Annotated in this window: 23 protein-coding genes; 9 read left to right on the forward strand and 14 right to left on the reverse strand. The window is 64.9% G+C overall.

Going from position 1 to position 21,166, the window contains the following annotated elements; genetic code table 11:
- Nucleotides 1–59 precede the first annotated feature (59 nt).
- Nucleotides 60–1,451 carry a NarK/NasA family nitrate transporter gene (locus MTX35_RS03110; protein WP_243593645.1) on the reverse strand — a complete coding sequence of 464 codons (1,392 nt, stop codon included), beginning with the start codon at nt 1,449–1,451 and terminating at the stop codon, nt 60–62.
- 237 nt (nt 1,452–1,688) lie between these two features.
- A complete protein-coding gene (locus MTX35_RS03115) occupies nt 1,689–2,930 on the reverse strand; it encodes a CynX/NimT family MFS transporter (protein ID WP_243593517.1) in 1,242 nt (413 codons plus the stop codon).
- Between the two features lie 81 nt (nt 2,931–3,011).
- On the opposite strand from MTX35_RS03115, the gene MTX35_RS03120 reads away from it, so the two are divergent.
- Complete coding sequence (locus tag MTX35_RS03120; RefSeq protein WP_243593518.1) at nt 3,012–3,701, forward strand: FadR/GntR family transcriptional regulator; 690 nt, start codon at nt 3,012–3,014, stop codon at nt 3,699–3,701.
- On the opposite strand, the gene MTX35_RS03125 is transcribed toward MTX35_RS03120, so the two are convergent.
- From MTX35_RS03125 to MTX35_RS03135, 3 genes are all read right to left on the reverse strand, one after another.
- The gene (locus tag MTX35_RS03125; RefSeq protein ID WP_243593519.1) at nt 3,691–4,545 is read right to left on the reverse strand and encodes a TIGR02569 family protein; all 855 of its coding nucleotides are present in this window, start codon (nt 4,543–4,545) and stop codon (nt 3,691–3,693) included. The genes MTX35_RS03120 and MTX35_RS03125 overlap by 11 nt on opposite strands.
- A gap of 58 nt (nt 4,546–4,603) precedes the next feature.
- Complete coding sequence (moeZ, locus tag MTX35_RS03130) at nt 4,604–5,770, reverse strand: adenylyltransferase/sulfurtransferase MoeZ (RefSeq protein WP_243593520.1); 1,167 nt, start codon at nt 5,768–5,770, stop codon at nt 4,604–4,606.
- A 93-nt stretch (nt 5,771–5,863) separates the two neighbouring features.
- Nucleotides 5,864–6,943, reverse strand: coding sequence for a DUF3152 domain-containing protein (locus tag MTX35_RS03135; RefSeq protein WP_374230222.1), 1,080 nt, complete (start codon nt 6,941–6,943; stop codon nt 5,864–5,866).
- Nucleotides 6,944–7,243: 300 nt separating this feature from the next.
- Between MTX35_RS03135 and MTX35_RS03140 the strand changes: the two genes are divergently transcribed.
- Entirely contained in the window at nt 7,244–7,897 is a 654-nt protein-coding gene (locus MTX35_RS03140) for a TetR/AcrR family transcriptional regulator (RefSeq protein ID WP_094674752.1), read from the forward strand.
- Nucleotides 7,898–7,967: 70 nt separating this feature from the next.
- Here the strand turns inward: MTX35_RS03140 and MTX35_RS03145 are convergent, their stop codons facing one another.
- Both MTX35_RS03145 and MTX35_RS03150 read right to left on the reverse strand, forming a co-directional pair.
- Nucleotides 7,968–8,195 (reverse strand): DUF3107 domain-containing protein, encoded by a 228-nt coding sequence (locus MTX35_RS03145; protein ID WP_243593647.1) that lies wholly within the window; start codon nt 8,193–8,195, stop codon nt 7,968–7,970.
- 108 nt (nt 8,196–8,303) lie between these two features.
- Entirely contained in the window at nt 8,304–9,035 is a 732-nt protein-coding gene (locus MTX35_RS03150; protein ID WP_243593521.1) for a ferritin-like fold-containing protein, read from the reverse strand.
- A 139-nt stretch (nt 9,036–9,174) separates the two neighbouring features.
- Here MTX35_RS03150 and MTX35_RS03155 point away from each other — a divergent pair, with 139 nt between their 5' ends.
- Both MTX35_RS03155 and MTX35_RS03160 read left to right on the forward strand, forming a co-directional pair.
- Nucleotides 9,175–11,001, forward strand: a complete 1,827-nt coding sequence (locus tag MTX35_RS03155; RefSeq protein ID WP_243593522.1) for a DEAD/DEAH box helicase — start codon at nt 9,175–9,177, stop codon at nt 10,999–11,001.
- 9 nt (nt 11,002–11,010) lie between these two features.
- On the forward strand, nt 11,011–12,264 hold the full coding sequence (locus tag MTX35_RS03160) for a hypothetical protein (RefSeq protein ID WP_243593523.1): 1,254 nt from the start codon (nt 11,011–11,013) through the stop codon (nt 12,262–12,264).
- A 21-nt stretch (nt 12,265–12,285) separates the two neighbouring features.
- Here MTX35_RS03160 and MTX35_RS03165 read toward each other — a convergent pair whose 3' ends face one another.
- Together MTX35_RS03165 and MTX35_RS03170 are read right to left on the reverse strand one after the other, a co-directional pair.
- Nucleotides 12,286–13,080 carry a ParA family protein gene (locus MTX35_RS03165; protein WP_243593524.1) on the reverse strand — a complete coding sequence of 265 codons (795 nt, stop codon included), beginning with the start codon at nt 13,078–13,080 and terminating at the stop codon, nt 12,286–12,288.
- A 59-nt stretch (nt 13,081–13,139) separates the two neighbouring features.
- On the reverse strand, nt 13,140–14,606 hold the full coding sequence (locus MTX35_RS03170) for a DHA2 family efflux MFS transporter permease subunit (protein ID WP_243593525.1): 1,467 nt from the start codon (nt 14,604–14,606) through the stop codon (nt 13,140–13,142).
- A gap of 189 nt (nt 14,607–14,795) precedes the next feature.
- Here MTX35_RS03170 and MTX35_RS03175 point away from each other — a divergent pair, with 189 nt between their 5' ends.
- Both MTX35_RS03175 and MTX35_RS03180 read left to right on the forward strand, forming a co-directional pair.
- Entirely contained in the window at nt 14,796–15,437 is a 642-nt protein-coding gene (locus MTX35_RS03175) for an acid phosphatase (RefSeq protein WP_243593526.1), read from the forward strand.
- Nucleotides 15,434–15,910, forward strand: coding sequence for a GNAT family N-acetyltransferase (locus tag MTX35_RS03180; protein ID WP_243593527.1), 477 nt, complete (start codon nt 15,434–15,436; stop codon nt 15,908–15,910). Before MTX35_RS03175 ends, MTX35_RS03180 begins: the two co-directional genes overlap by 4 nt.
- 8 nt (nt 15,911–15,918) lie before the next feature.
- On the opposite strand, the gene MTX35_RS03185 is transcribed toward MTX35_RS03180, so the two are convergent.
- Nucleotides 15,919–16,347: a hypothetical protein gene (locus tag MTX35_RS03185; protein ID WP_243593528.1), complete on the reverse strand. Its 429-nt coding sequence runs from the start codon at nt 16,345–16,347 to the stop codon at nt 15,919–15,921.
- Between the two features lie 156 nt (nt 16,348–16,503).
- On the opposite strand from MTX35_RS03185, the gene MTX35_RS03190 reads away from it, so the two are divergent.
- Together MTX35_RS03190 and MTX35_RS03195 are read left to right on the forward strand one after the other, a co-directional pair.
- Nucleotides 16,504–17,457: a diacylglycerol kinase family protein gene (locus MTX35_RS03190; RefSeq protein ID WP_243593529.1), complete on the forward strand. Its 954-nt coding sequence runs from the start codon at nt 16,504–16,506 to the stop codon at nt 17,455–17,457.
- 265 nt (nt 17,458–17,722) lie between these two features.
- On the forward strand, nt 17,723–17,977 hold the full coding sequence (locus MTX35_RS03195; protein WP_032366305.1) for a WhiB family transcriptional regulator: 255 nt from the start codon (nt 17,723–17,725) through the stop codon (nt 17,975–17,977).
- A 108-nt stretch (nt 17,978–18,085) separates the two neighbouring features.
- Here MTX35_RS03195 and MTX35_RS03200 read toward each other — a convergent pair whose 3' ends face one another.
- Both MTX35_RS03200 and MTX35_RS03205 read right to left on the reverse strand, forming a co-directional pair.
- Complete coding sequence (locus MTX35_RS03200) at nt 18,086–19,564, reverse strand: sensor histidine kinase (RefSeq protein ID WP_243593530.1); 1,479 nt, start codon at nt 19,562–19,564, stop codon at nt 18,086–18,088.
- A 21-nt stretch (nt 19,565–19,585) separates the two neighbouring features.
- Nucleotides 19,586–19,801 carry a biotin/lipoyl-binding carrier protein gene (locus MTX35_RS03205; protein WP_008717734.1) on the reverse strand — a complete coding sequence of 72 codons (216 nt, stop codon included), beginning with the start codon at nt 19,799–19,801 and terminating at the stop codon, nt 19,586–19,588.
- Nucleotides 19,802–19,920: 119 nt separating this feature from the next.
- Between MTX35_RS03205 and MTX35_RS26240 the strand changes: the two genes are divergently transcribed.
- On the forward strand, nt 19,921–19,995 hold the full coding sequence (locus MTX35_RS26240; protein WP_370878772.1) for a 50S ribosomal protein bL37: 75 nt from the start codon (nt 19,921–19,923) through the stop codon (nt 19,993–19,995).
- Nucleotides 19,996–20,066: 71 nt separating this feature from the next.
- On the opposite strand, the gene rsrA is transcribed toward MTX35_RS26240, so the two are convergent.
- Both rsrA and MTX35_RS03215 read right to left on the reverse strand, forming a co-directional pair.
- Entirely contained in the window at nt 20,067–20,366 is a 300-nt protein-coding gene (rsrA, locus tag MTX35_RS03210) for a mycothiol system anti-sigma-R factor (protein ID WP_308198099.1), read from the reverse strand.
- Nucleotides 20,363–21,145, reverse strand: coding sequence for a sigma-70 family RNA polymerase sigma factor (locus MTX35_RS03215; RefSeq protein ID WP_243593531.1), 783 nt, complete (start codon nt 21,143–21,145; stop codon nt 20,363–20,365). The genes rsrA and MTX35_RS03215 overlap by 4 nt, the downstream gene beginning before the upstream one ends.
- Nucleotides 21,146–21,166 lie beyond the last annotated feature (21 nt).

The following is a 21,166-nucleotide window of genomic DNA, read 5'->3' on the forward strand; positions in this document are numbered from 1 at the left end:
GGGTCCTTCCGATTCTGCGTTGCCGTGCACTGCGTCTCGTCCCTGCCGGTGATGAATCCTCAGACCGCGACCGGTGCGTCGGCATCCGCGGAGTTCGTCCTACGGAGGTAGATCGCCCAGGTGACGGCGGCGCACACGACGTAGAACACAAGGAACACCCAGAATGCCGTGGTGGCCGACTTCGCTTCACCCGAGTACGACGCGCGGAGCACCAGGTTGATGCCCACACCACCGAGAGCGCCGATCGCGCCGGCGATGCCGATGAGTGCGCCGGACATCTTGCGCGACCAGTGCTGCTGCTCGTCGACGGTCATACCCTGCAGCGCAGTGGATTTCGCGGCGAAGATGGCAGGGATCATCTTGTAGACCGATCCGTTTCCGATTCCGGAGAGCAGGAAGAGGGCGATGAATCCGACGACGAAGAGCACCATGACGGTGCCGCTGGCCGCCCCGGGAGTCGAATCGTCCCAGGTACTGGCCGCGACCAGAATTCCGGTGGAGAAGGTCATCGCCACGAACGTGTACAGGGTGATCTTGCCGCCACCGATCTTGTCGGCGAGCTTGCCGCCGAACGGACGAGACAGCGAGCCGAGCAACGGCCCGATGAAGGCGATCTGGGCGGCCTGCAGCGACGCCTGCGCCTGCAGCGACGGAGTTGCAGGCGCTCCGTCGGTGAGGCCGGCGAGGAAATTGATCTGGAGAACCTGTCCGAACGCGAAGCTGAATCCGATGAACGATCCGAACGTACCGATGTAGAGGAACGCGATCCACCACGAGTCCGAGAACTTGAGTACGTCGATCATGGACCGGCCGTTGGTCTTCTGGTTGTCGAGATTGTCCATGTACAGCGCGGCACCGACGGCGGCCAGCGCGATGAACACGAGGTAGACGGCGCAGACGATCTCGGGTGCGGTGTTTCCGACGGTGGCGATGACCAACAGGCCGATGAGCTGGATGACGGGCACGCCGATGTTGCCGCCGCCTGCGTTGAGCCCGAGCGCCCATCCCTTTTCGCGTTGAGGATAGAACGCATTGATGTTGGTCATCGAGGATGCGAAGTTGCCACCACCGAGTCCGGCGAACGCGGCCACGATGATGTACGTGGTGTACGACGCCGGGTTGAGCATGAAGTACATCGTCAGCACGGTGGGGATCAGCAACACCAGCGCACTGAAGATGGTCCAGTTACGTCCACCGAACTTGGCCGTGGCGAAGGTGTAGGGAATCCTCAGGATCGCCCCGACGAGTGTGGGTACGGCCACGAGAAAGAATTTGCCCGCAGCGTCGATTCCGTAGACCGACAACGGCATGAACAGCACCATCACCGACCAGATCGACCAGATCGAGAATCCGACGTGCTCGGCGATGACCGACCAGATCAGATTGCGCTTGGCGATCTGCTTGCCGCCGGCCTCCCAGGCCTCGACGTCCTCGGAATTCCAGTGCGCGATGTGATGGTCGACGGAGACGGGAACTGTTCCGGGCGGAACGGCCGCCGTGGTGGCGGAGTCGGCATCTGCCGAAGCGCTGCGAGAAAGGCTGGTCACGTGTGGCCTCCTGATCGGTGTGTGGACCGAACATAGGAAAGCCATGTTGCAGCGGCGCTGCGTGCGGTGACTCGCTGATTAACTTGGTCTCACGCGCCCTCGAGCACCGACGTGAGATGAAGTGTCACCGAGCGTTCTGCATCACCAGGTGTCCTCCAGCATCCGCGGTCGGCAGCAGAGGAACCCACCGACCAGCAGAACCGCCACGCAGCCGGTCAGCAGAACCAGCGGCAGTCCCCATCCCCCGGACTCGGTGTGCAACAGCCCGAACAGGATCGGGCCCGTCGAGGACACCACGTAACCCAGCCCCTGGGTGAATCCCGAGAGCGAGGACGATCCCACCGCCGTGCGCGTCCTGAGGTTGATCAGCGTCAGCGACATCGGGAAGGTCATCGTGCCGAGCCCGATCAGGCACACCCAGACCACCGTTCCGGTGCCGGGCGACCAGTGCAGGCCCGCGAAGCCGCCGAGGTAGCACACCGCGGCAAGCATGACGAGGCCGAACGGATTGCCCAGTTTCGCGCAGAGAGTCGGCGCAGCCAACGAGGTGATCAACCCCATCGCGCCGAAGGCGGCAACCGAGGCACCGGCCAACCCTTCGCCGATACCCGAGTCGATCAACAGCGTCGGCAGCCAGGTGAGCATGGAGTACGTGATCAGCGACGTCATCGCGAACATCATCACCATTCCCCACGCGAGCGAGGAGTGATGGATCCGGCCACCGGACCGGGTGTGGACGGCCGCCGAACCGGCCTCGGCCGAGACGTCCTTCTCGTCGCGGCCGCGTCGGGAGATCACGACGCCGAGCCACGGCAGTGCTGCGGCAACGCCGACGATCGCCCAGACTCCGATCGAGAGCCGCCACCCGTGGGCATCCGCGACGGGGACCGCGAGCAGGGGCGGAATCATGGTGCTGATCTGCATGGCGCAGATGTAGATGGTGCTCACCACTGCGAGGCGATCGGAGAAATACCGTTTGACCAACGGCGGAATGACGACGTTGCCGATACCCATGCCTGCGAGAGCGATCGCGGACAGTGCCAGCAACGACGCGGTGTTCGGCGCGAACGCGCGGGTGGCCATGCCGACGGTGGTCAGAGCCATGGCCAGCAGTGCGGCTCGCTCGAGTCCGGTGCGCTTGGCCAGAAGCGGCGTGGCCAGCCCGAACACGGCGAACATCGCGGGCGGCAACATTCCGACGATGCCGATCACCGTGTCCCCGAACTGCAGGTCGGTGCCGATCCTGCCGAACAGTGGACTGATGGACGTCACCGCGGCGCGCAGAGTCAGTGCGGAGAGAACGATGGCCGCGAACACCAGGAGGCGGCCGCGGACGAGCGACGTACCGGTCGGGGTGGTCTCGGAAACGGTAGGGGCACTCACCGCGTAATCATAGGATGACCGGATCATCGGGTGCAAAGCACTAGTATCGACGGCGCAACGTCCCCAGCCCGAGGAGTCCACGTGCGGCAGGTCCAGCGATCGAGCCTGATTTCCCAGGTCACCGCTCAGCTGCGCGACGAGATCACGTCGCAGCGATGGCCGGTGGGCACACGGATCCCCACCGAGCCCGAACTGTGTGAGATGACCGGCACCGGACGCAACACCGTGCGCGAAGCGGTGCAGGCACTCGTTCACGCCGGCATGGTCGAGCGCAGGCAGGGATCGGGCACGTTCGTCATGACGTGCTCGGATCTGGGCGGCACGCTCGGCAAGTACTTCTCGGACGCCCGACACCGCGACGTCACCGAGCTACGCGAAACCCTGGAAGTCACAGCGGCCGCACTCGCAGCCGACCGTCGCAACGACGACGACATCCGTGTGATGCTCGGCGCGCTGGAGGACCGCAACGTGGCCTGGTCGAACCCGACGCCACTGGCCGATGCCGTTCGGATCGACGCCCACCTGCACCGCGCCATCGTCGCGGCCAGTCACAACGCGATCTACCTGGAGTTCTACGATTCGCTGCTACCGGTGATCCACGACGCCATGCGCCACCACGCCATCGAGCACGACAACGATTACGTCGACGAACACACCGCGCTCGTACAGGCGGTCATCGACGGTGACGCCGCCCGCGCGATGCTCGCCGCTCGATCGCTGTTCCACGAGCTGGCCGAACCGCTCGCCCGCGTAGCGAAACTCACAGAATGAGGCGCACCAAGTCCGCTGTTCGCGCGAGACCGGGGAAGGCCTCGGACGTCGATCGCGGATGAAGCGCATGCACTGCGAGACGAAACATCAACGCGCGCAGCAACATCTGCGGCCATTCCGGTAGATCGTCCCAGCGGCCGACCAGACCGTCGTCGGCATCCCCCCAGGACAGTGCGTCGACCACGGCCACCCCGGCAGCCCAGGGTGCAGGACGCCAATACGGGGTGATGTCGCTGATGCCGGGCGCATCGCTGCCCGAGAACAGCACCGTTCCGAACAGATCGCCGTGCACCAATTGGTCCGGTGACTCCACGGGCTTACGCAGCGTCGCAAGCTGTTTGACCAGTTCGAGACTGCTCTTGCCGTCAGTGGACGACGGCTCGGGTGCGCCCGCGCCGCGAGCCGAGCGCAGTGGAACGGCCTCCCAGGCCGCTCTGTCCGCTGCGACGAACACATCCACGTCCGCCCACGGGGCCACCGGGGGTTGAACCAGAAATCGGGGGCGCTCGAGTTGTGCCGTCGCCGCGTGCAAGCGCATCGACAACGAGACGACCTCGTCGTGGCGGGGTTCGGGCTCACCGGCCACGAACGTGTCTGCGCGCCAGCCCGATACGACGTACCGACCGTCGGTGGAGCGCACAGGGCGAGCGAGCCGAACCCCGTCCACCGTCAACGTCTCGCGCACCTTTGCCGACCACGCGGCGCGCGCATGGTCTGCCACCGGCGACAGAACCACGTCACCCAGACGCCATCCGCCGTCCCAGTCCGCACCGAGAGGTGCCGGCTCGACATCGCGCAGCCCGAACGTAGAGATCACGTGCTGAGGTGGTTCGACAGAGCTCACGAACTTCACGGTACCGCCGATCGTGGTGCCGCTGCGGACGACGCGCACACGCACCACATCAGTAGATGGGCAGACCGGGTTCGATTTGTTTGGCCCACTCCACTATTCCGCCGTGCAGGTGGGTGGCGTCGGAGAAACCGGCACCGACGAGGGCGGCGAGCACTTCAGCGGACCTGATGCCGGTTTTGCAGTAGAGCACGATAGGGACGTGTTGCGGCAGATCGGCCATCGCCGCCCCGGAGAGGATTCGGTCCTTGGGAATCAGTCGAGCACCGTCGATGTGGACGATGTCCCACTCCACCGGCTCACGTACGTCGATGAGGGCAACCTCGTTCCCGGACTGCATCATCGCGCGCAGCTCCCCCGGAGTGATCGATTCGCCAGTGGATTCGGCGGCCGGGACCACTCCGCAGAATTCCTCGTAGTCGATCAGCTCGGTGATCGGCGTTCGATGCGGATCACGGGTCAGTCCGACGGTCCGATAGCTCATTGCCAACGCGTCGTAGATCATCAGTCGGCCCAGCAGCGTCTCGCCGATTCCGGTGATCAGCTTGATGGCCTCGGTCACCATGATCGACCCGATCGACGCACACAGCACCCCCAGCACCCCACCCTCGGCGCACGACGGCACCATGCCCGGCGGCGGAGCCTCGGGATACAGATCGCGATAGTTGATGCCGACGCCACCCGGCGCTGCGTCCCAGAACACCGATACCTGACCCTCGAATCGATAGATCGAGCCCCACACGTACGGGATACCGACCAGAGCGGCCGCATCGTTGACGAGGTATCGGGTGGCGAAATTGTCCGTTCCGTCCAGTACCAGGTCGTACTGCCGAAAGAGCTCGAGGGCATTGGACGAGTCGAGTCGAACGCGATGCAGCGTCACCTCGACGCCGTCGTTGAGTTCGAGAATCGAGTCCCTGGCGCTGTCTGCCTTCGAGCGACCCACATCCGACCGGCCGTGGATGATCTGACGCTGCAGATTGGAGAGCTCGACGTCGTCGAATTCCACGATGCCCAGCGTCCCCACGCCCGCGGCCGCGAGATAGAGCAATGCAGGTGACCCCAGCCCCCCGGCACCGACGACGAGCACGCGAGCATTGCGCAGCCGCTTCTGCCCCTCGGTTCCCACGCTGGGGATGATCAGGTGCCGGCTGTACCGCGCGACGTCCTCGGGTGTCAGTTCACCGGCGGGTTCGACCAGCGGGGGTAGATGGACCACGACGCAGCGACGCTCCTCGACTCGACACGGCACCCGATGACCCGGCGCGCCGCGTTCGAATCTAACCCCCGGTCCGTCCCGACTCTCGGCCGATCACCCTCGCGGGTAAGGCCACGGATTGAATCTGCACGTCTTTCCGTCCATCGGCACGACCCCCTCCGGGTCCAAACGCGCGATGTCGTCGTTGGACGTTCCGAAGGTCTGCTGCATCATCACCGGGGCCAAGCCACCGTCGGTCTCGCACGGCTGATGCTGCTGATAGCCGATGGCGTGGCCCACCTCGTGGTTGATCTGGTACTGACGGTACGAGCCGATGTCGCCCTGAAAAGAGATTGCGCCGCGCACCCATCTCGGCTCGTTCAACACCACTCGTTCGATGCCCGGGTTGTAACAGGACACCTCGAGCTGGATGTCGTAACCACAGGCCTGCCGGATCGACAGCTGCGACGTCAGCGAGATCCTGAAGTCGGGATCGCCCTGATCGATTCGCCGGAATCCGAACCGTGGATCGTTGGTCCAACTCTTCGGGTTGGCGAGCGTCTGATCCACCAGGCGGGCGAACGACTCGTCGCCGCCGAATCCGACGGTGTCGACACCATCCTCGACCTCGACCGTGTAGGTGAACACCCGCTCGGTCCCCTGACCCACCTGCTCGGTGGTGCCCAGCACCGTGCGCCAAGTTCCGGCACCTTCCACAGCGAACGGACCACCGTCGGGTAGTTCCCCCGAGGAGATCGACGCGGCGAAGTTGCCGTCGGCCTGCGGTGGCACGCCGATGATTCCGGTTCCTGCCGTCGTATCCGAACTCAGGGTGCCGAAGCCCGGATCGGCGTTGGTCGATTGGGCTGCGGTACCGGTGACGGGGTCGCCGGTACGCACGGCATCGAATACGACGAGCGCGGTCACCACGATGAGAATCGGTACCGCGTACGCACGCCAGCCGTAGGTGGACGCGAACTTGCCGAGCTGGCTCTGCTTCCGTACATCGCGTTCCGGTCGACGACTGCGCTGTTTGACTTCGCGCTGCGTCGGATCCCACTGCGCACGAAGAGGCTGATGGGACCCTCGACTTCCCACCGTGCGCGGGAAGTCGTCCGACCGATCGTCGTACTCGTCGTCGACGCCGCCGGACTGCACACCACCGCGGATCCGCGGCCCGCCTCGGTCAGTCACTCGAACACGATCTCACAATCCTCACCGCCCGCCGCTCGGCACGCCGATGCCGGGGCTGGAACTATCGGGCTTTCGGTACGAAAAACATCCTACGAACAAACCGTTCGATCCGATTCGGCTTTGCTACTTTTCGGAACGATCCCCCAGGATTCCAATGGTGCCGACGGCCACGAGTATCGTTGCCCGTGATCTGCGCTACGAGCGGTCCGAACCGACGGCCACCCGCCGGGAGTTCATGCCGGATCGCTCGTTGTCGAACCAAGACGAGCGCAGTAGTCGACGCGATGGGAACAGAATCAGATGACAGATCTCGACGACCGACGGTCCTCGGACCGGCCGGCGACCACCGGCAATCGGCGCAGCGCACGGCTGCCGCGCGATGCCCGTCGGGCGCAATTGCTCGCCGCTGCGAGCGAAATATTCGTCACCCGCGGGTATCACGCGTCCGGAATGGACGAGATCGCCGAATGCGCGGGCGTGAGCAAACCGGTCCTGTACCAGCACTTCCCCGGAAAACTCGAGCTGTACCTGGCGGTTCTGCAGAGCTACGTCGACACCCTGATCGCGGGCGTCCGTCAGGCCCTGCGCTCGACGACGGACAATCGGCAGCGTGTTCGGGCCGCGGTGCTGGCGTTCTACGACTTCGTCGACACCGACACTCAGGGCTTCCGCCTGGTGTTCGAGTCGGATCTGATGGGTGATCCACAGGTCAACGCGCGAGTCGAGCAGGCAACCGAGGCATGCGTCGACGCCGTCTTCGACCTGGTTGCCCACGATTCGGGACTCGATCCGTATCGGGCCCGCGTGCTGGCCGTCGGCCTGGTCGGCGCCAGCCAGTTCACCGCGCGTTACTGGCTCGAAGCCGACCGCCCGATCTCCAAGGAAGACGCCGTCGACACGACGGTCTCGCTCGCGTGGGGCGGTCTGTCACACGTCCCCCTGCAGTCGCCGTAGCTCGGTCCCACCGACGCAACGCGCCCCTCACCACATGGAGTGAGGGGCGCGTTGCGTTCCGACCGAAATCTCAGGTGGTGGCGAACCCGACCTTTCGTGGATCGGACGGGCCGATCTCCACGTACGACACCTTGGAAGCCTGAACCAAGAACTTGCGTCCCTTTTCGTCCTCCAACGACAGCACTCCGTCCTTGTCGGCGAAGGCGGTCGACACGAGCGCTTCGACCTCGGCTGGGGACTGCGTGCTGTTCACGACGAGCTCACGGGAACTCTCCGAAACACCGATCTTGACCTCCACGGTCAACCTCCGAACTCTCGACAACTCTGCTCACGCCAGGCTAGTGCAGCGGCGTCGACCCAGCCGCCAATCATCGGTGTGCTGTCAGCGAACACCGGGCTCCGGCGGTCAGTCCAGGCCGAGCGAGGACATACGTTCCGAGTGCTGCTCCTGCATTCGATCGAACAGCGCCACGACCCCGTTGAGGTCTCCCGAGGCGGTGATGACCAGGTCGGTCAACGATTCACGGCGGGCGAGCACGAACTGTGCCTGCGTGATGGCCTCCCCGAGCAGACGACGTCCCCACAGCATCAGTCGCGCCTTCTCCTGGGAGCTGGCCCGCACACGGTCGGACACCTCGTGCACGACGAACTCGGAGTGTCCGGTCTCGGCGAGCACCTCGCGGACGATCTCGGCCACGTCCGGGTCGAGACTGTGCGCGATCTGACGATAGAAGTCGGCCGCGATGCCGTCACCCACGTATGCCTTGACCAACGACTCCAACCACGTCGACGGCGTCGTCGACTCGTGGTACTCGTCCAGTGCCCGAACGAAGGGATCCATCGACGCGTAGACGTCGAGCCCGCGGTCCGACAGAGCGCGCTGCAGCGTCTCGAAGTGGCTCATCTCCGCGGCCGCCATGCTCGCCAGGGCGACGCGACCCTCCATGGACGGTGCCATTCGAGCGTCCTCGGCCAGGCGATAGAACGCAGAGATCTCGCCGTACGCGAGCACCGCGAACAGATCCGGAATACCGGGGTGATCGTGTGCGATCGCCGGCTCGGCTCGGTCCGACTCGGGCGACTCGACGAGCGTGGTGGGTGAAACTGAGGACGACGGCTCCGACGAATGGGCTCCCATGGCTGGCAATCGTAGTCCCGTGCGCGACGCCTCGTCGCGGCACGCGTCGGACCGGCCGTGACCTGCCGACGATGGAGAATTCCGTTCGGCAAGCTACCATGGTGCTCGATCGTCGCTCGCGGGCCGATGGAACGGACCGATGAAGCACGCGACGGTCATCGATAATGTGTGCGCACCTGATCCGGGTCGCCATGACGGCTTCGCCGCAGCGAACATCGACGTTCGCGGCCGCGCTGAGGCCGACGGCGACATCACATCGGATCGAGGGCATCGACTTCGGCCGGCAATAGGCCTGTGCCCTTCCTCGTGCGCACGTTCGACCACGAGGAAGGCCAGTCCCCTGAGCAAGATAGTCATCGACCAAGAATCCGATACCGGCGACACCACTCTGTCGGCGCAGCTGGACGACACGCATGTGCCGCCCACGTTCGCCGAGCTGAACGTGGACGCCACCATCGTTCGCGCGCTCTCCGAAATGGGCATCGAGCGCACCTTCGCCATCCAGGAGTTGACGCTGCCGCTCGCCATCGCGGGCGACGACCTCATCGGGCAGGCGCGCACCGGAATGGGCAAGACGTTCGGCTTCGGTGTGCCACTGTTGCACCGACTCGCCACGGACAACTCCGGTACCTCCCCGCTCGACGGCACCCCGCGCGCCCTGGTGATCGTGCCGACCCGTGAACTGTGTGTTCAGGTCAGCTCCGACCTCGAGAACGCGTCCAAGTACCTCAGCGGCGCCAACGGCCCCGTCAAGGTGCTCTCCATCTACGGCGGCCGTCCGTACGAGGCGCAGATCAGCGCACTCCAGAGCGGCGTCGACGTCGTCGTCGGTACCCCCGGCCGACTGCTCGACCTCGCCAAGCAGAACCACCTGATACTCGGCAAGGTCGGGGTTCTGGTTCTCGACGAGGCCGACGAGATGCTCGATCTCGGGTTCCTGCCCGACATCGAACGCATTCTCGGCATGGTTCCCGACAAGCGGCAGACGATGCTCTTCTCCGCCACCATGCCGGGACCCATCATCACCCTGGCCCGGACGTTCCTGACGCAGCCGACGCACATCCGCGCCGAGGAAGCGGAATCCTCGGCCGTACACGACCGCACCGCCCAGCACGTCTACCGGGCGCACGCCCTCGACAAGGTCGAGATGGTCGCCAAGGTCCTCAAGGCCGAGGGTCGCGGTGCCACGATGGTCTTCACCCGCACCAAGCGCACCGCTCAGAAGGTCGCCGACGAACTGGCCGAGCGCGGATATTCGGTCGGAGCCGTGCACGGTGACCTCGGCCAGGTACAGCGCGAGAAGGCTCTCAAGTCGTTCCGGACGGGCAAGATCGACGTGCTGGTGGCAACCGACGTCGCAGCACGCGGTATCGACATCGACGACGTCACCCACGTCATCAACTACCAGTGCCCCGAGGACGAGAAGACCTACGTGCACCGCATCGGCCGCACCGGCCGCGCAGGACGCACCGGCATCGCCGTCACCCTGGTCGACTGGGACGACATCCCCCGTTGGCAGCTGATCGACAAGGCGCTCGACCTCGGGATGCCGGATCCGGTCGAGACCTACTCGAGCTCGCCGCACCTGTTCACCGACCTCGGTATCGCCACGGACGCCACCGGCACGGTGCGCAAGGCACCCTCGCGCGCCCCGGAGAAGGCGGACGACGACGGCGAGACGAGCACGGCAGCGCCTGCGGCCGACGCGTCGGCGGCGACCAAGCCGCGCCGCTCGCGCAGTCGCCGTCGTACCCGCGCAGGGCAGGACGGCGACAACGCTGCCGCAACCTCCGCTACACAGGCCGATGCCACACCTGCCTCGAATTCGGTTGCCGGACAGTCGGATACGGCAGACACGGTGTCCGCCGACACGGCCACCAAGACCGCTCCGCGCCGCCGCAGGCGTCGTCGCTCCAGCGGATCGTCCGCCGAGGCCGGACCGTCGACTGCGAGCGCATCGGAATAACATTCCGCCGTGCTGGCTCCAGAACGTCGGACGAGAACCGACCTCACCGTTGCCGCCGTCATCGCAGTGGTCGTAGTGGTTGCCGCGAGCATCGCCTGGTTCACCGGCGACGCTCGCGGTACCACGTCGATACCGGCCGAGGAGCCATTGCCCCAGGCCGAACCAGCGACCTCGGTGCCTACTGCCCTGACCGAACTGTGGCGCGCGCCCAGCGCGGCGACGGAATCGGCGCGAACCCCGTTTCCTGTCGTCACCGGCTCCACGGTGGTCACTGCCGACGGCGGTTCCGTCCTCGGCCGCGATCCACGGTCGGGTGAGCAATCCTGGTCGTACACACGCGATCTCCCACTGTGCTCGGTGGTCTCGTCGTGGAATACGGCGGTCGCGGTCTACCGTGACGACCGCGGCTGCTCGCAGGTGACCGAACTCGACGGGCCAACGGGAGAACGCACGGCTCAACGCACGTCCGACGCCGACGATGCGGTGCGCCTGTCGTCCGACGGCACCTACGTGACGTCGAGAGGCGACACCCGCATGGAGCTGTGGCGATCGGACATGGTGCGCACACTCGAATACGGGCGCGTGGATGCTCCGGTCAATCCGGGGAGCCAGCCGAGAAACGGGTGCACGCTGCTGTCCTCGGCCTCGACGAACTCACGAACAGCGGTGCTCGAACAGTGCCCGGGAGAAGCTGCTGCTCGGTTGTCGTTGCTCGACCCGGCACCCGAGGATGCGAGTGAACCCGAGGAATACGGGTCGACGGTGGTGCCCGAGCTCGTTCCCGAAGCGGAGGGACCGACTGCCGGACGCATCATCGCGATCACCGGAAGCCTTGTCGCGCTCTACATTCCAGCGGCGAACGGCACTCCGGACCGAGTGGGCCTGTACGACGGTACGGCCGCGAGAACATCCGAATTCATTCTCCCGGAAGACCTCTCCCCTATCCGGGACTCCCCGAATTTCCCTGCGACAACAGCAGGCTCGGTGTTCAGCTGGTTCACCGGCACCGGAGTCCAGGCGTTCGATTCCACCGGCCTGAGTCCGCTCTGGACCGTCCCTGGAGCCCTCGGAGGTGGAGCGGTCATGGCCGGCCGACTTCTCGTACCCGTGCCCGACGCCATCTCGGTGGTCGATATCGCCACCGGTGTCTCGTTGGCCGACATTCCGGTCGACCGAGGGGGCTACGACGGCCCGATACAGACGTCGGTGATCGGCGATGTGGTCGTCGAACAGCGCGGTGCCGACGTGGTCGCTCTCGGCTGACTCGTTCGCGTCGGCGTGGTTCTACTGTGCCGGGTCGTAGGTCTTCAGATCGGCTGTGCCGTCCCAGTACGCCAGCAGATTCTCGGCGAGTTCTCGATAGGCCTGCGCGCCCTTGTTCTTTCGTCCTGAGAGCACGGTTGCGCCCGATGCACTGGCCTCGGCGAAGCGTACGGTCCGCGGAATCGGCGGCGCGAGAACCGGCATCGAATAGCGGTCCGAGACATCGCCGAGCACATCTCTGCTGTGCGTGGTGCGGGCGTCGAACAGTGTGGGAAGGGCACCGAGCAATGCCAGGTCGGGGTTGGTGATCTGTTGCACCTCGGACACCGTCCGCAACAACTGACCGACCCCGCGATGAGCGAGAGTCTCGCACTGCAGGGGCACGAGCACCGACTGCGCGGCGGTGAGCCCGTTGAGGGTCAGCACTCCCAGTGAAGGCGGGCAATCGATGACGACGACGTCGAAGTCCTCGAGGATCGGCGCGAGAGCTCGTTTGAGTGCGAATTCTCGACCCGCACGCATCAGCAACAGAGCTTCTGCGCCGGCGAGATCGATCGTCGCCGGCAACAGCACGATTCCTTCCGCAGTCTCGATCAGCACGTCCTCGACCTTCGCATCCCCGGTCAGCACCTCGTGCACCGAGGAATCGAGCTTGTCCGGGTTGTGTCCGAGCGAGAACGTCAGGCAACCCTGCGGGTCGAGGTCGACCACCAGGACTCGCCGATCGAGAGCATGCAGCGCTGCCGCGAGGGAAGCCACCGTGGTGGTCTTGGCGACGCCGCCCTTCTGATTCGCTACCGCGAGAATTGTCGTCACGGCCCTGATCCTTGCCTACATCGAGCCGATGAGCGAGGGTTCGGCATCTCTCGGGCGCGTCAGTGCAGCGTGATCGGAGCTGAAGACCGCTCGCTCACGTGCTTCGTCCTGGGCAGGAAGAAGGCGGGAACGAACGTGGCGACGATCAGAACCAACGCAACCATGAAGGTGGTGCCGAAGGCCCTGGCCGAGATGTCGAAGGCCTCGAACTGACTGGTCGCGGTCAGCGCGGGCTTCTGCTGAGCGGTCAACACCACCGACATCAGCGCGGTGCCTATCGACCCCGCTGCTTGCTGAACGATGTTCATCAACGTCGAACCGCGTGCGACCGTGTCGTCGGTCAGCGTCTGTAGCGCGGCCGTCATGATCGGCATCATGGTCGACCCGAGGCCGAGTCCCATGACGAAGAGCGCACCGATGAGCAATGTGTAGGACGTGCTGGTGCCGACCTGTGTGAACACGGCCATGCCTGCCGTGATGAGCACCATGCCCACCAGCACGATCCTGCCGGGACCGAACTTGTCGGCAATCACCCCGGCGATCGGCATCGCGATCATCGCGCCGATGCCCTGCGGTGCGAGCAGGAGTCCGGCCGTCAGTGTCGTTTCGCCTCGAAGCAGGAAGTAGCTGGGGAACAGCAGGCCCGCGCCCATGAAGGCCACCATGAAGAGCGTCGTGGTGATCACGGCCACTGTCAGCGATCTGTTCTCGAACAGTCGTAGATCGATCAGGGGATGCTGCACGCGCAGTGCATGGAAGACGAAGAGCACGATCAACACGAGCCCGACGATGACCGGGACCAGCACCTGCACTGCAAGAACGGTCTCGGTTTCGACGACCGACGACGCGCCGTAGAGGAACAGAGCGAGTCCGGGCGAGAGCATGAGCATTCCCCGGAAGTCGAAGGACTCGGACGGAGTCGGATTGTCCTTGGGGAAGATCGCCACGGCTGCGATCAGCGCGAGGATGCCGATCGGCAGGTTGATGAGAAAGATCCAGTGCCAGCTCGCCGCCTCGATCAGCCAGCCGCCGAGGATCGGTCCCGCGATGGGCCCGATGAGCATCGGGACACCCAGGACGGCCATCACGCGCCCGATTCGCTCGGGGCCGGCAGCGCGCGTCATGATCGTCATGCCCAGGGGCATCAACATGCCGCCGCCGAGGCCCTGCAGCACTCGGAACACGATGAGAGACGTGATGTCCCAGGCGAAGCTGCACAGCACCGAACCGAGGACGAACAGCACCAGCGCGGTGATGTAGAGCCGCTTGGTTCCGAACCGATCGGCAGCCCACCCGGTCAGGGGGATGACGGTGGCAAGGGCGAGCGTGTAGCCCGTCATCGTCCATGCGGCGTTGGCGTAGGTCGTATCGAAGACGTCGGTGAAGGTCCGGAGCGCGACGCTGACGACGGTGACGTCGAGAATGGACATGATGGCCCCGAGTACGACGACCCCGGCGATCTTCAACAACGCACCGTCGAGCTTCTCCGGCGCATCGGACGACGCGGGTTTCTGCAGGTCGGTCATGATTCTCCTGGTCGATGAGAAGGCGCTACGAGGCAGCGGGCCGCACGACGGCAGAGCTGCGTCGCCCGAAGAGCAAAAATGTGAAACGAATGTAACCGGCCGGTAGGTCCGTACTCAATCGGCAAATCGGACACATCTGCAGGCCACCTATGACAAGGGCCACATCCGCGCGGGAGGCATGATCGTTCCATGACCACACACGGCGGCGTCGAGGCAGGCAGAGTCGTTCTACTCCGGCACGGCGAGACCGAATGGGCGCTGGCGGGCAAGCACACCGGCAACACCGACGTCCCTCTCACCAGTACCGGTGAGCAACAGGCCGTCGAGGCCGGATCGCTGCTCGGGCTGCTGAAGCTGCGCGATCCCCTGGTGATCACGAGCCCGCGGGAGCGCGCTCGCAGAACCGCCGAGCTCGCAGGCCTGCAGGTCGATCGAACATGGGATGCGTTGTCCGAGTGGGACTACGGCGACTACGAAGGCATCACGTCGACGCAGATCCACGAGACGGTGCCGCACTGGACCGTATGGACGCATCCGTGTCCGGGTGGTGAATCCATCGGTGACATCGCCGTCCGCGTCGAGTTGGTCCTCTCGGTCGTCCTGCCGTTGTTGAGCGGCCGCGACGTCGTGTTGGTCGGCCACGGCCACTTCTCGCGCGCACTGATCGCCGGCTGGACCGAAGCCCCCGTCACCGAGGGCAAACGCTTCGCCCTCTCGCCAGCCGCGTATTCGTTGCTCGGCTTCGAACACTCGTTTCGCCAGCTCGTCGCGCACAACGTGCACCCTTCGATTCTCACCGCTGCCACGGCACAGAAAGGAAACCGAGGATGATTCGCCGCGCCACCGAGGCCGATGTTCCCGCCATCACCGCACTCGTGCACGAACTGGCCGCGTACGAGAAGTCGTCGTCGCTGTGCACCGTTCGAGACGAGCAGCTTCGTGCCGCTCTGTTCGGCGCTGGGCCGTCGGTGTTCGCGCACGTGGCCGAACACGAGGGGACGGTGGTGGGGTGCGCGCTGTGGTTCTTGAACTTCTCCACGTGGGACGGTGTGAACGGAATCTATCTGGAGGATCTCTACGTGCAGCCCGCCGCGCGCGGAGAAGGCTTCGGAACGGCACTGCTCGCCGCGTTGGCCGCCGAATGCGTCGATCGGCAGTACACGCGGTTGGCCTGGTCGGTTCTGGACTGGAACACCCCGTCGATCGGCTTCTACCGCTCGCTCGGAGCAGAGCCACAGGACGAGTGGACCACGTTCCGGCTGACCGCGGATGCACTGGCCGAGCTGGCCGCACAAGCTCGCTAGCGACTACCTCAACGGAGTTCGTCGTCGACGTCGCTGTACTCGGCGGCCATCCACCGAGAGGACGGCGGGCTGAACAGCAACACCAGCACGCCGAGCACCACGACACCGAGAGCGACGCCGTAGACGGTCTGATGCGATCCGGTCAACAGCGACCACACCACAGGGAGCAACAGCAGCTGCACGACGGTGGCGATGGACCGTCCCCACCGTTTGCCGAGGATCAGGGCGACGCCTGCCGCACCGACTCCGAGGCCCAGCACGCCGAACCACCCCGCGGTGCCGTATCCGTTGGCGACGGCGTTCTCCCCTTCACCGGAGAACGCCCGGGCGAGTAGGACGAACGCGGCCACCAACGAGGCCACGCCCTGCGCTGCGACGAGCGCCCCGGCGGATCGGAACGTGGCCGGCGGGGTGAGGTTCTCGGGAGAGGTGGACACGCGACCAGCCTAGGCAACCGGAGTGGAGCCTGCGGAACGACCCAGGCAACCGGAGCGGAGCCTGCGGAACGACCCAGGCAACCGGAGTGGAGCCTGCGGAACGACCCAGGCAACCGGAGTGGAGCCTGCGGAACGACCCGGTTAGTGTCAGTGCTCGTGCGTGCGCTGCTGATCGTCAATCCCAATGCGACTTCTACGACGGCTGCGGCTCGGGATCTGTTGGCTCATGCATTGTCGAGTCGGGTGCGGGTGACGGTTGCGCAGACGACTCATCGTGATCATGCGTCGGAGCTCGCGCGTGGTGCCCGTGAGGACGGGGTCGGCCTGGTGATCGTTCACGGCGGTGACGGAACGGTCAACGAGGTGATCAACGGTTTGCTGGGAGTGCCGTTGCCGACGTCGATGCAGGCGGTGACGATCGGCGCGATTCCGCCTATTGCTGTCGTTCCAGGCGGCAGTGCGAATGTGTTCGCCCGTTCCCTCGGTATCGAGGCGGATCCGGTGGCGGCGACCAATCAGTTGATCGGCCTGTTGGATGCGCGAGCGCGGCGGACCGTGGGCTTGGGGCATTGCGACAATCGGTGGTTCACGTTCAATGCGGGGATGGGTTTGGACGCGGATGTGTGTCGGGCGATCGATGCGAGCCGCAAGGACGGAACGCCGGTGTCGGCGACGCGTTACCTCCGCTTCTCGGTGCAGGAGTTCTTCAAGCACAAGCGCCGTCCGGCTCGGTTGACGGTGGAGGTTCCCGGGCAGGATCCGTTCGAGGGTGTGCACTATGCGTTCGTGTCGAACTCGAGTCCGTGGACGTATTTGAACGAGAGGCCGGTGCACACCAATCCGGGTACCGATTTCGACTCGGGTCTCGGCGTGTTCGGCATGCGGTCGACTGCTCTGTTCCCCACGTTGCGGGTGTCGCGCCAGTTACTGGCAAAGGGTGCAGAACCCAAGTCTCGCAAGCTGATTCGGATCGACGATGTGCCGAGTGTCCGAATTTCTTCGGCGGAGCCGGTCGGTCTGCAGATGGATGGGGACTACCTGGGCGAACGTACGGAAGCCGAGTTCTTCTCGACTCCCGACGCGCTGGAGGTCGTCGCGCCGACCAGGTGAGAGGGCTCATCCCTGGGTATACGGGGCGGCGTACAGCACAGTTCTCGTGAAATCACGAGCGAAATCTGTTCACTCGGGGTACAAAGGAGCGCAGAAGGCTAAAGCGAGCCTAACAGAGTGAGCTTGACCACGGTCACGCGCGTATCCCTTGACTTCACCTGAGTTCGTGAAAGCATTCACAAGCAACAGTGCGGAAACATTGGTTACCCACTCGTGAACAGAAGAGAAACGAAACGGCGCTTCGGCGCCCGGTAAGGAGCAGAGGATGGACTGGCGCCACAAGGCTATTTGTCGCGATGAAGATCCGGAACTATTTTTCCCGGTGGGAAACAGTGGTCCGGCGCTCGCGCAGATCGCCGATGCCAAAGTCGTCTGTACTCGGTGCCCCGTCACCGCTGAATGCCTGTCCTGGGCACTCGAATCCGGCCAGGACGCAGGAGTATGGGGCGCAATGAGTGAAGACGAGCGCCGTGCACTCAAGCGACGCAACGCACGTACGCGCGCACGCAGCTCCGTCTAGGACGCTTACGCAGCAATCGGTATGGCCCGGTACCCGTCAGGGGTACCGGGCCTTCTGCGTGCCAGGGACCACCGGAGAGCGCGTCACGCACTGTTCACCGAACGTGCATCACGGCCTCGGCACGCGCCGCCCCAGAGGAACCCTCAACATCGCGTCGGTTCCCCCACCCGCCGCCGGGTGCACGCCGAGCGATCCGTTCAACTCCACCGAGACCAGTGTGCGCACGATCTGCAGTCCGAGTCCGTCCGAGCGCTCCAGGGAGAACCCGGTGGGCAACCCACGCCCGTCGTCGTGGATGACCACGTCGAGCCATTTCGCGGAACGGTCGGCGCTGATCCGGACGACACCGGCCGATCCGGCGTCGAACCCGTGCTCCATCGCGTTCTGCACGAGTTCGGTGAGCACCATCACCAACGGCGTCGCGCGTTCGGCCGAAAAGACTCCCAGCTTGCCGTCGCGAGTCACACGCACCCGCGGATTGACCGTCGCCACGTCCAGCATGATCGGCACCAGTCGATCGACTATCTCGTCGAGGTCCACTTCCTCGTCCACCGACATCGACAGCATCTCGTGCACCAGCGCGATGGACGTCACCCGACGGACGGATTCCGACAACGCAGTTCGCGCTTCCTCGTTCTCGAGGCGACGCGACTGTAGGCGTAACAGCGCGGCAACCGTCTGCAGGTTGTTCTTCACCCGATGGTGGATCTCCCGGATGGTCGCGTCCTTGCTGAGCAGAGCGCGGTCCCGACGCTTCACCTCGGTGACATCGCGGATCAACACGGCCGCACCGGTCGACCTGCCCCGGGGCTGCAGGGCCAGAGTGCGCACGAGGACGGTGGCACCGCGGGCGTCGACCTCCATACGATGGCCGACGTTGCCGCTGAGCGACGACCTGATGTGGTCGGCCACCTCCTGTGAGTCGAAGGGGTCGGTGACCAGCGACCGGGTCACCGAGGCCAGATCTCGCCCGGACAGCTCCGTCGTCAACCCCATCCGGTGGTACGCCGAGAGTGCGTTGGGGCTGGCGTAGTCCACCCGTCCCTCGGTGTCGATTCGAATGAAACCGTCGCCTGCCCGCGGGGACGAGTTCACATCGGTGCGCTCTTCCGGGGTGGGAAAGGTCCCTTCACTGATCATCAGACACAGGTCGTCGGCACATTCTCGGTAGGCCACCTCGAGCGCGCTCGGCGGTCGTAGCTGGGCCGGATTGGTGTCACGGGTCAATACCGCGATGACGTGCTCTCCGCACCGCACCGGGATGCTCTCGGTCCGCGTCACGACGCCTCCGCGAACGATCTCGCGCTGCTGCAGTGCCACCATCACGTCCGGGTGCTCCGACTCGGAGATCGTCGTGCCCACGATGTCGTGAGTGAAGACCGTCGGCGCGGTGGTGGGTCGACATTGGGCCACGCACAGCACGTCGGCGGTCCCACTGGACACATCGTCGGTGCCCACCCACAACAGCACGTCGGCGAACGAGAGATCGGCCAGCAGCTGCCACTCACCTACGACGCGTTGCAGATGGTCGACCGCGACGCCGGGAAGGTCGGTGTGTTCGGCCAGCAGGTCACTGAGGGTCGACACGAGATCTCAGGTGGCCCGTGCTCAGGACACGACGGCGATGAGGTCGCCCTGCTGAATGACGTCGCCGACCGCAACGTCCACGGACGTGACCGTGCCTGCCGTCTCGGCCAGCACGGGAATTTCCATCTTCATCGATTCCAGGATCACGAGGGTGTCACCGACCTCGACGGCGTCGCCTCGGGCCACGACCACCTGAAATACCGTGGACACCATCTCCGCGCGAACGTCCTCGGACATCGGCGAACCCCTCTCTCACGTCACCACGAACTGCGCTGGGCACCCATCGGAGACCAGGCCCGTCACAGTAAGCCAATCACACGTGGGAGACTGTAGTGAACAAACGAGAGGAGCCCATCATGGGAAAGCGTGGACGTAAGAAGCGTGCTCGTAAGGGCAACAAGGCCAACCACGGCAAACGTCCGAACAGCTGACGGTTTGCCACAAGCCGCGAGGGGCCGAGAAGCGACTGCTTCTCGGCCCCTCGTCGTTGTACCGCCTGCGACTACTCGGAGTCGGTCTGGCGAATCAACACGGTTCGACGAATCTCGACACTGAGTCGTTCGCGAAGTCCGGCCGGTGCTTGGTCTCCTCCGCACTTGCGTGAGATCAATCGCTTGACCTTCTCTTCGATCCCGTATGCCTCGAAGCACGATCCGCACTCGTCGATGTGCTTCTGCAGACGAGATCGGCTGGCTTCGTCGCACTCGTTGTCGAGCATCACCCACACGTCAGCGATCACTGCGGAACAGTCGAGACGCTCGAACTGTGCGTCACCGTCGTCGGTCTTCTCGGTGCCCGTCACTGGACTACCTCCTGCTCGTGCCGGTCGACCGCGCCGTCCCGGTTGAATCCACGCTCGCGCGCGACGCCTGCCAGCAGTCCCCGCAGTTGCTTGCGTCCGCGGTGCAGACGCGACATCACGGTACCGATGGGAGTACCCATGATCTCGGCGATCTCCTTGTACGGGAATCCCTCGACATCGGCGTAGTACACAGCCATCCGAAACTCTTCGGGGAGCGATTGCAGCGCTGCTTTGATGTCGTCGTCCGGCAGCGCGTCCAGGGCCTCGACCTCGGCCGATCGCAGACCCGTCGACGTATGTTCGGCGGTGGCGGCGAGCTGCCAGTCGCTGATCTCGTCGGTCGGATACTGAGCCGGCTGACGCTGCTTCTTGCGGTAGGAGTTGATGTAGGTGTTGGTCAGGATTCGGTACAGCCACGCCTTGAGGTTCGTCCCTTCTCGGAACGACCGGAAAGCCGAGTACGCCTTCACGAACGTCTCCTGAACCAGGTCCTCGGCGTCGGCCGGGTTACGCGTCATCCGCAGAGCTGCGCCGTAGAGCTGATCGAGCATCGGCAGCGCGTCGCGCTCGAAGCGCTCGGTCAACTGTGCCTCGGTTTCGGCCGCTCTCTGCTCCGCGATCGCCTTCTCGTCGTCCGATGCAGCGACGGGATTGCTGGCTTTTGTCACGCTGATCCCTTCGGTAGCTTCCACCGCCCAGGCTACCGCGCCCGAAGTCGGCTTCTGCGAAGAGATCACCCCCTTCAATGCGAGGGGACGTCCCGCGGTCAGCACTGCCATTCGTCATTCCTTCCGCCTGCA

The sequence above is a fragment of the Rhodococcus sp. ARC_M12 genome, from assembly GCF_022810385.1.
Lineage (GTDB): Bacteria > Actinomycetota > Actinomycetes > Mycobacteriales > Mycobacteriaceae > Rhodococcoides > Rhodococcoides navarretei.

Bases quoted from the DNA above. Each gene is read 5' to 3' on its own strand.
- MTX35_RS03140 (WP_094674752.1), top strand. From the start codon at position 7,244: ATGACAGATCTCGACGACCGACGGTCCTCGGACCGGCCGGCGACCACC.
- MTX35_RS03150 (WP_243593521.1), bottom strand. From the start codon at position 9,035: ATGGGAGCCCATTCGTCGGAGCCGTCGTCCTCAGTTTCACCCACCACG.
- MTX35_RS03155 (WP_243593522.1), top strand. From the start codon at position 9,175: ATGAAGCACGCGACGGTCATCGATAATGTGTGCGCACCTGATCCGGGT.
- MTX35_RS03170 (WP_243593525.1), bottom strand. From the start codon at position 14,606: ATGACCGACCTGCAGAAACCCGCGTCGTCCGATGCGCCGGAGAAGCTC.
- MTX35_RS03175 (WP_243593526.1), top strand. From the start codon at position 14,796: ATGACCACACACGGCGGCGTCGAGGCAGGCAGAGTCGTTCTACTCCGG.
- MTX35_RS03180 (WP_243593527.1), top strand. From the start codon at position 15,434: ATGATTCGCCGCGCCACCGAGGCCGATGTTCCCGCCATCACCGCACTC.
- MTX35_RS03195 (WP_032366305.1), top strand. From the start codon at position 17,723: ATGGACTGGCGCCACAAGGCTATTTGTCGCGATGAAGATCCGGAACTA.
- MTX35_RS03205 (WP_008717734.1), bottom strand. From the start codon at position 19,801: ATGTCCGAGGACGTTCGCGCGGAGATGGTGTCCACGGTATTTCAGGTG.
- MTX35_RS03215 (WP_243593531.1), bottom strand. From the start codon at position 21,145: ATGGCAGTGCTGACCGCGGGACGTCCCCTCGCATTGAAGGGGGTGATC.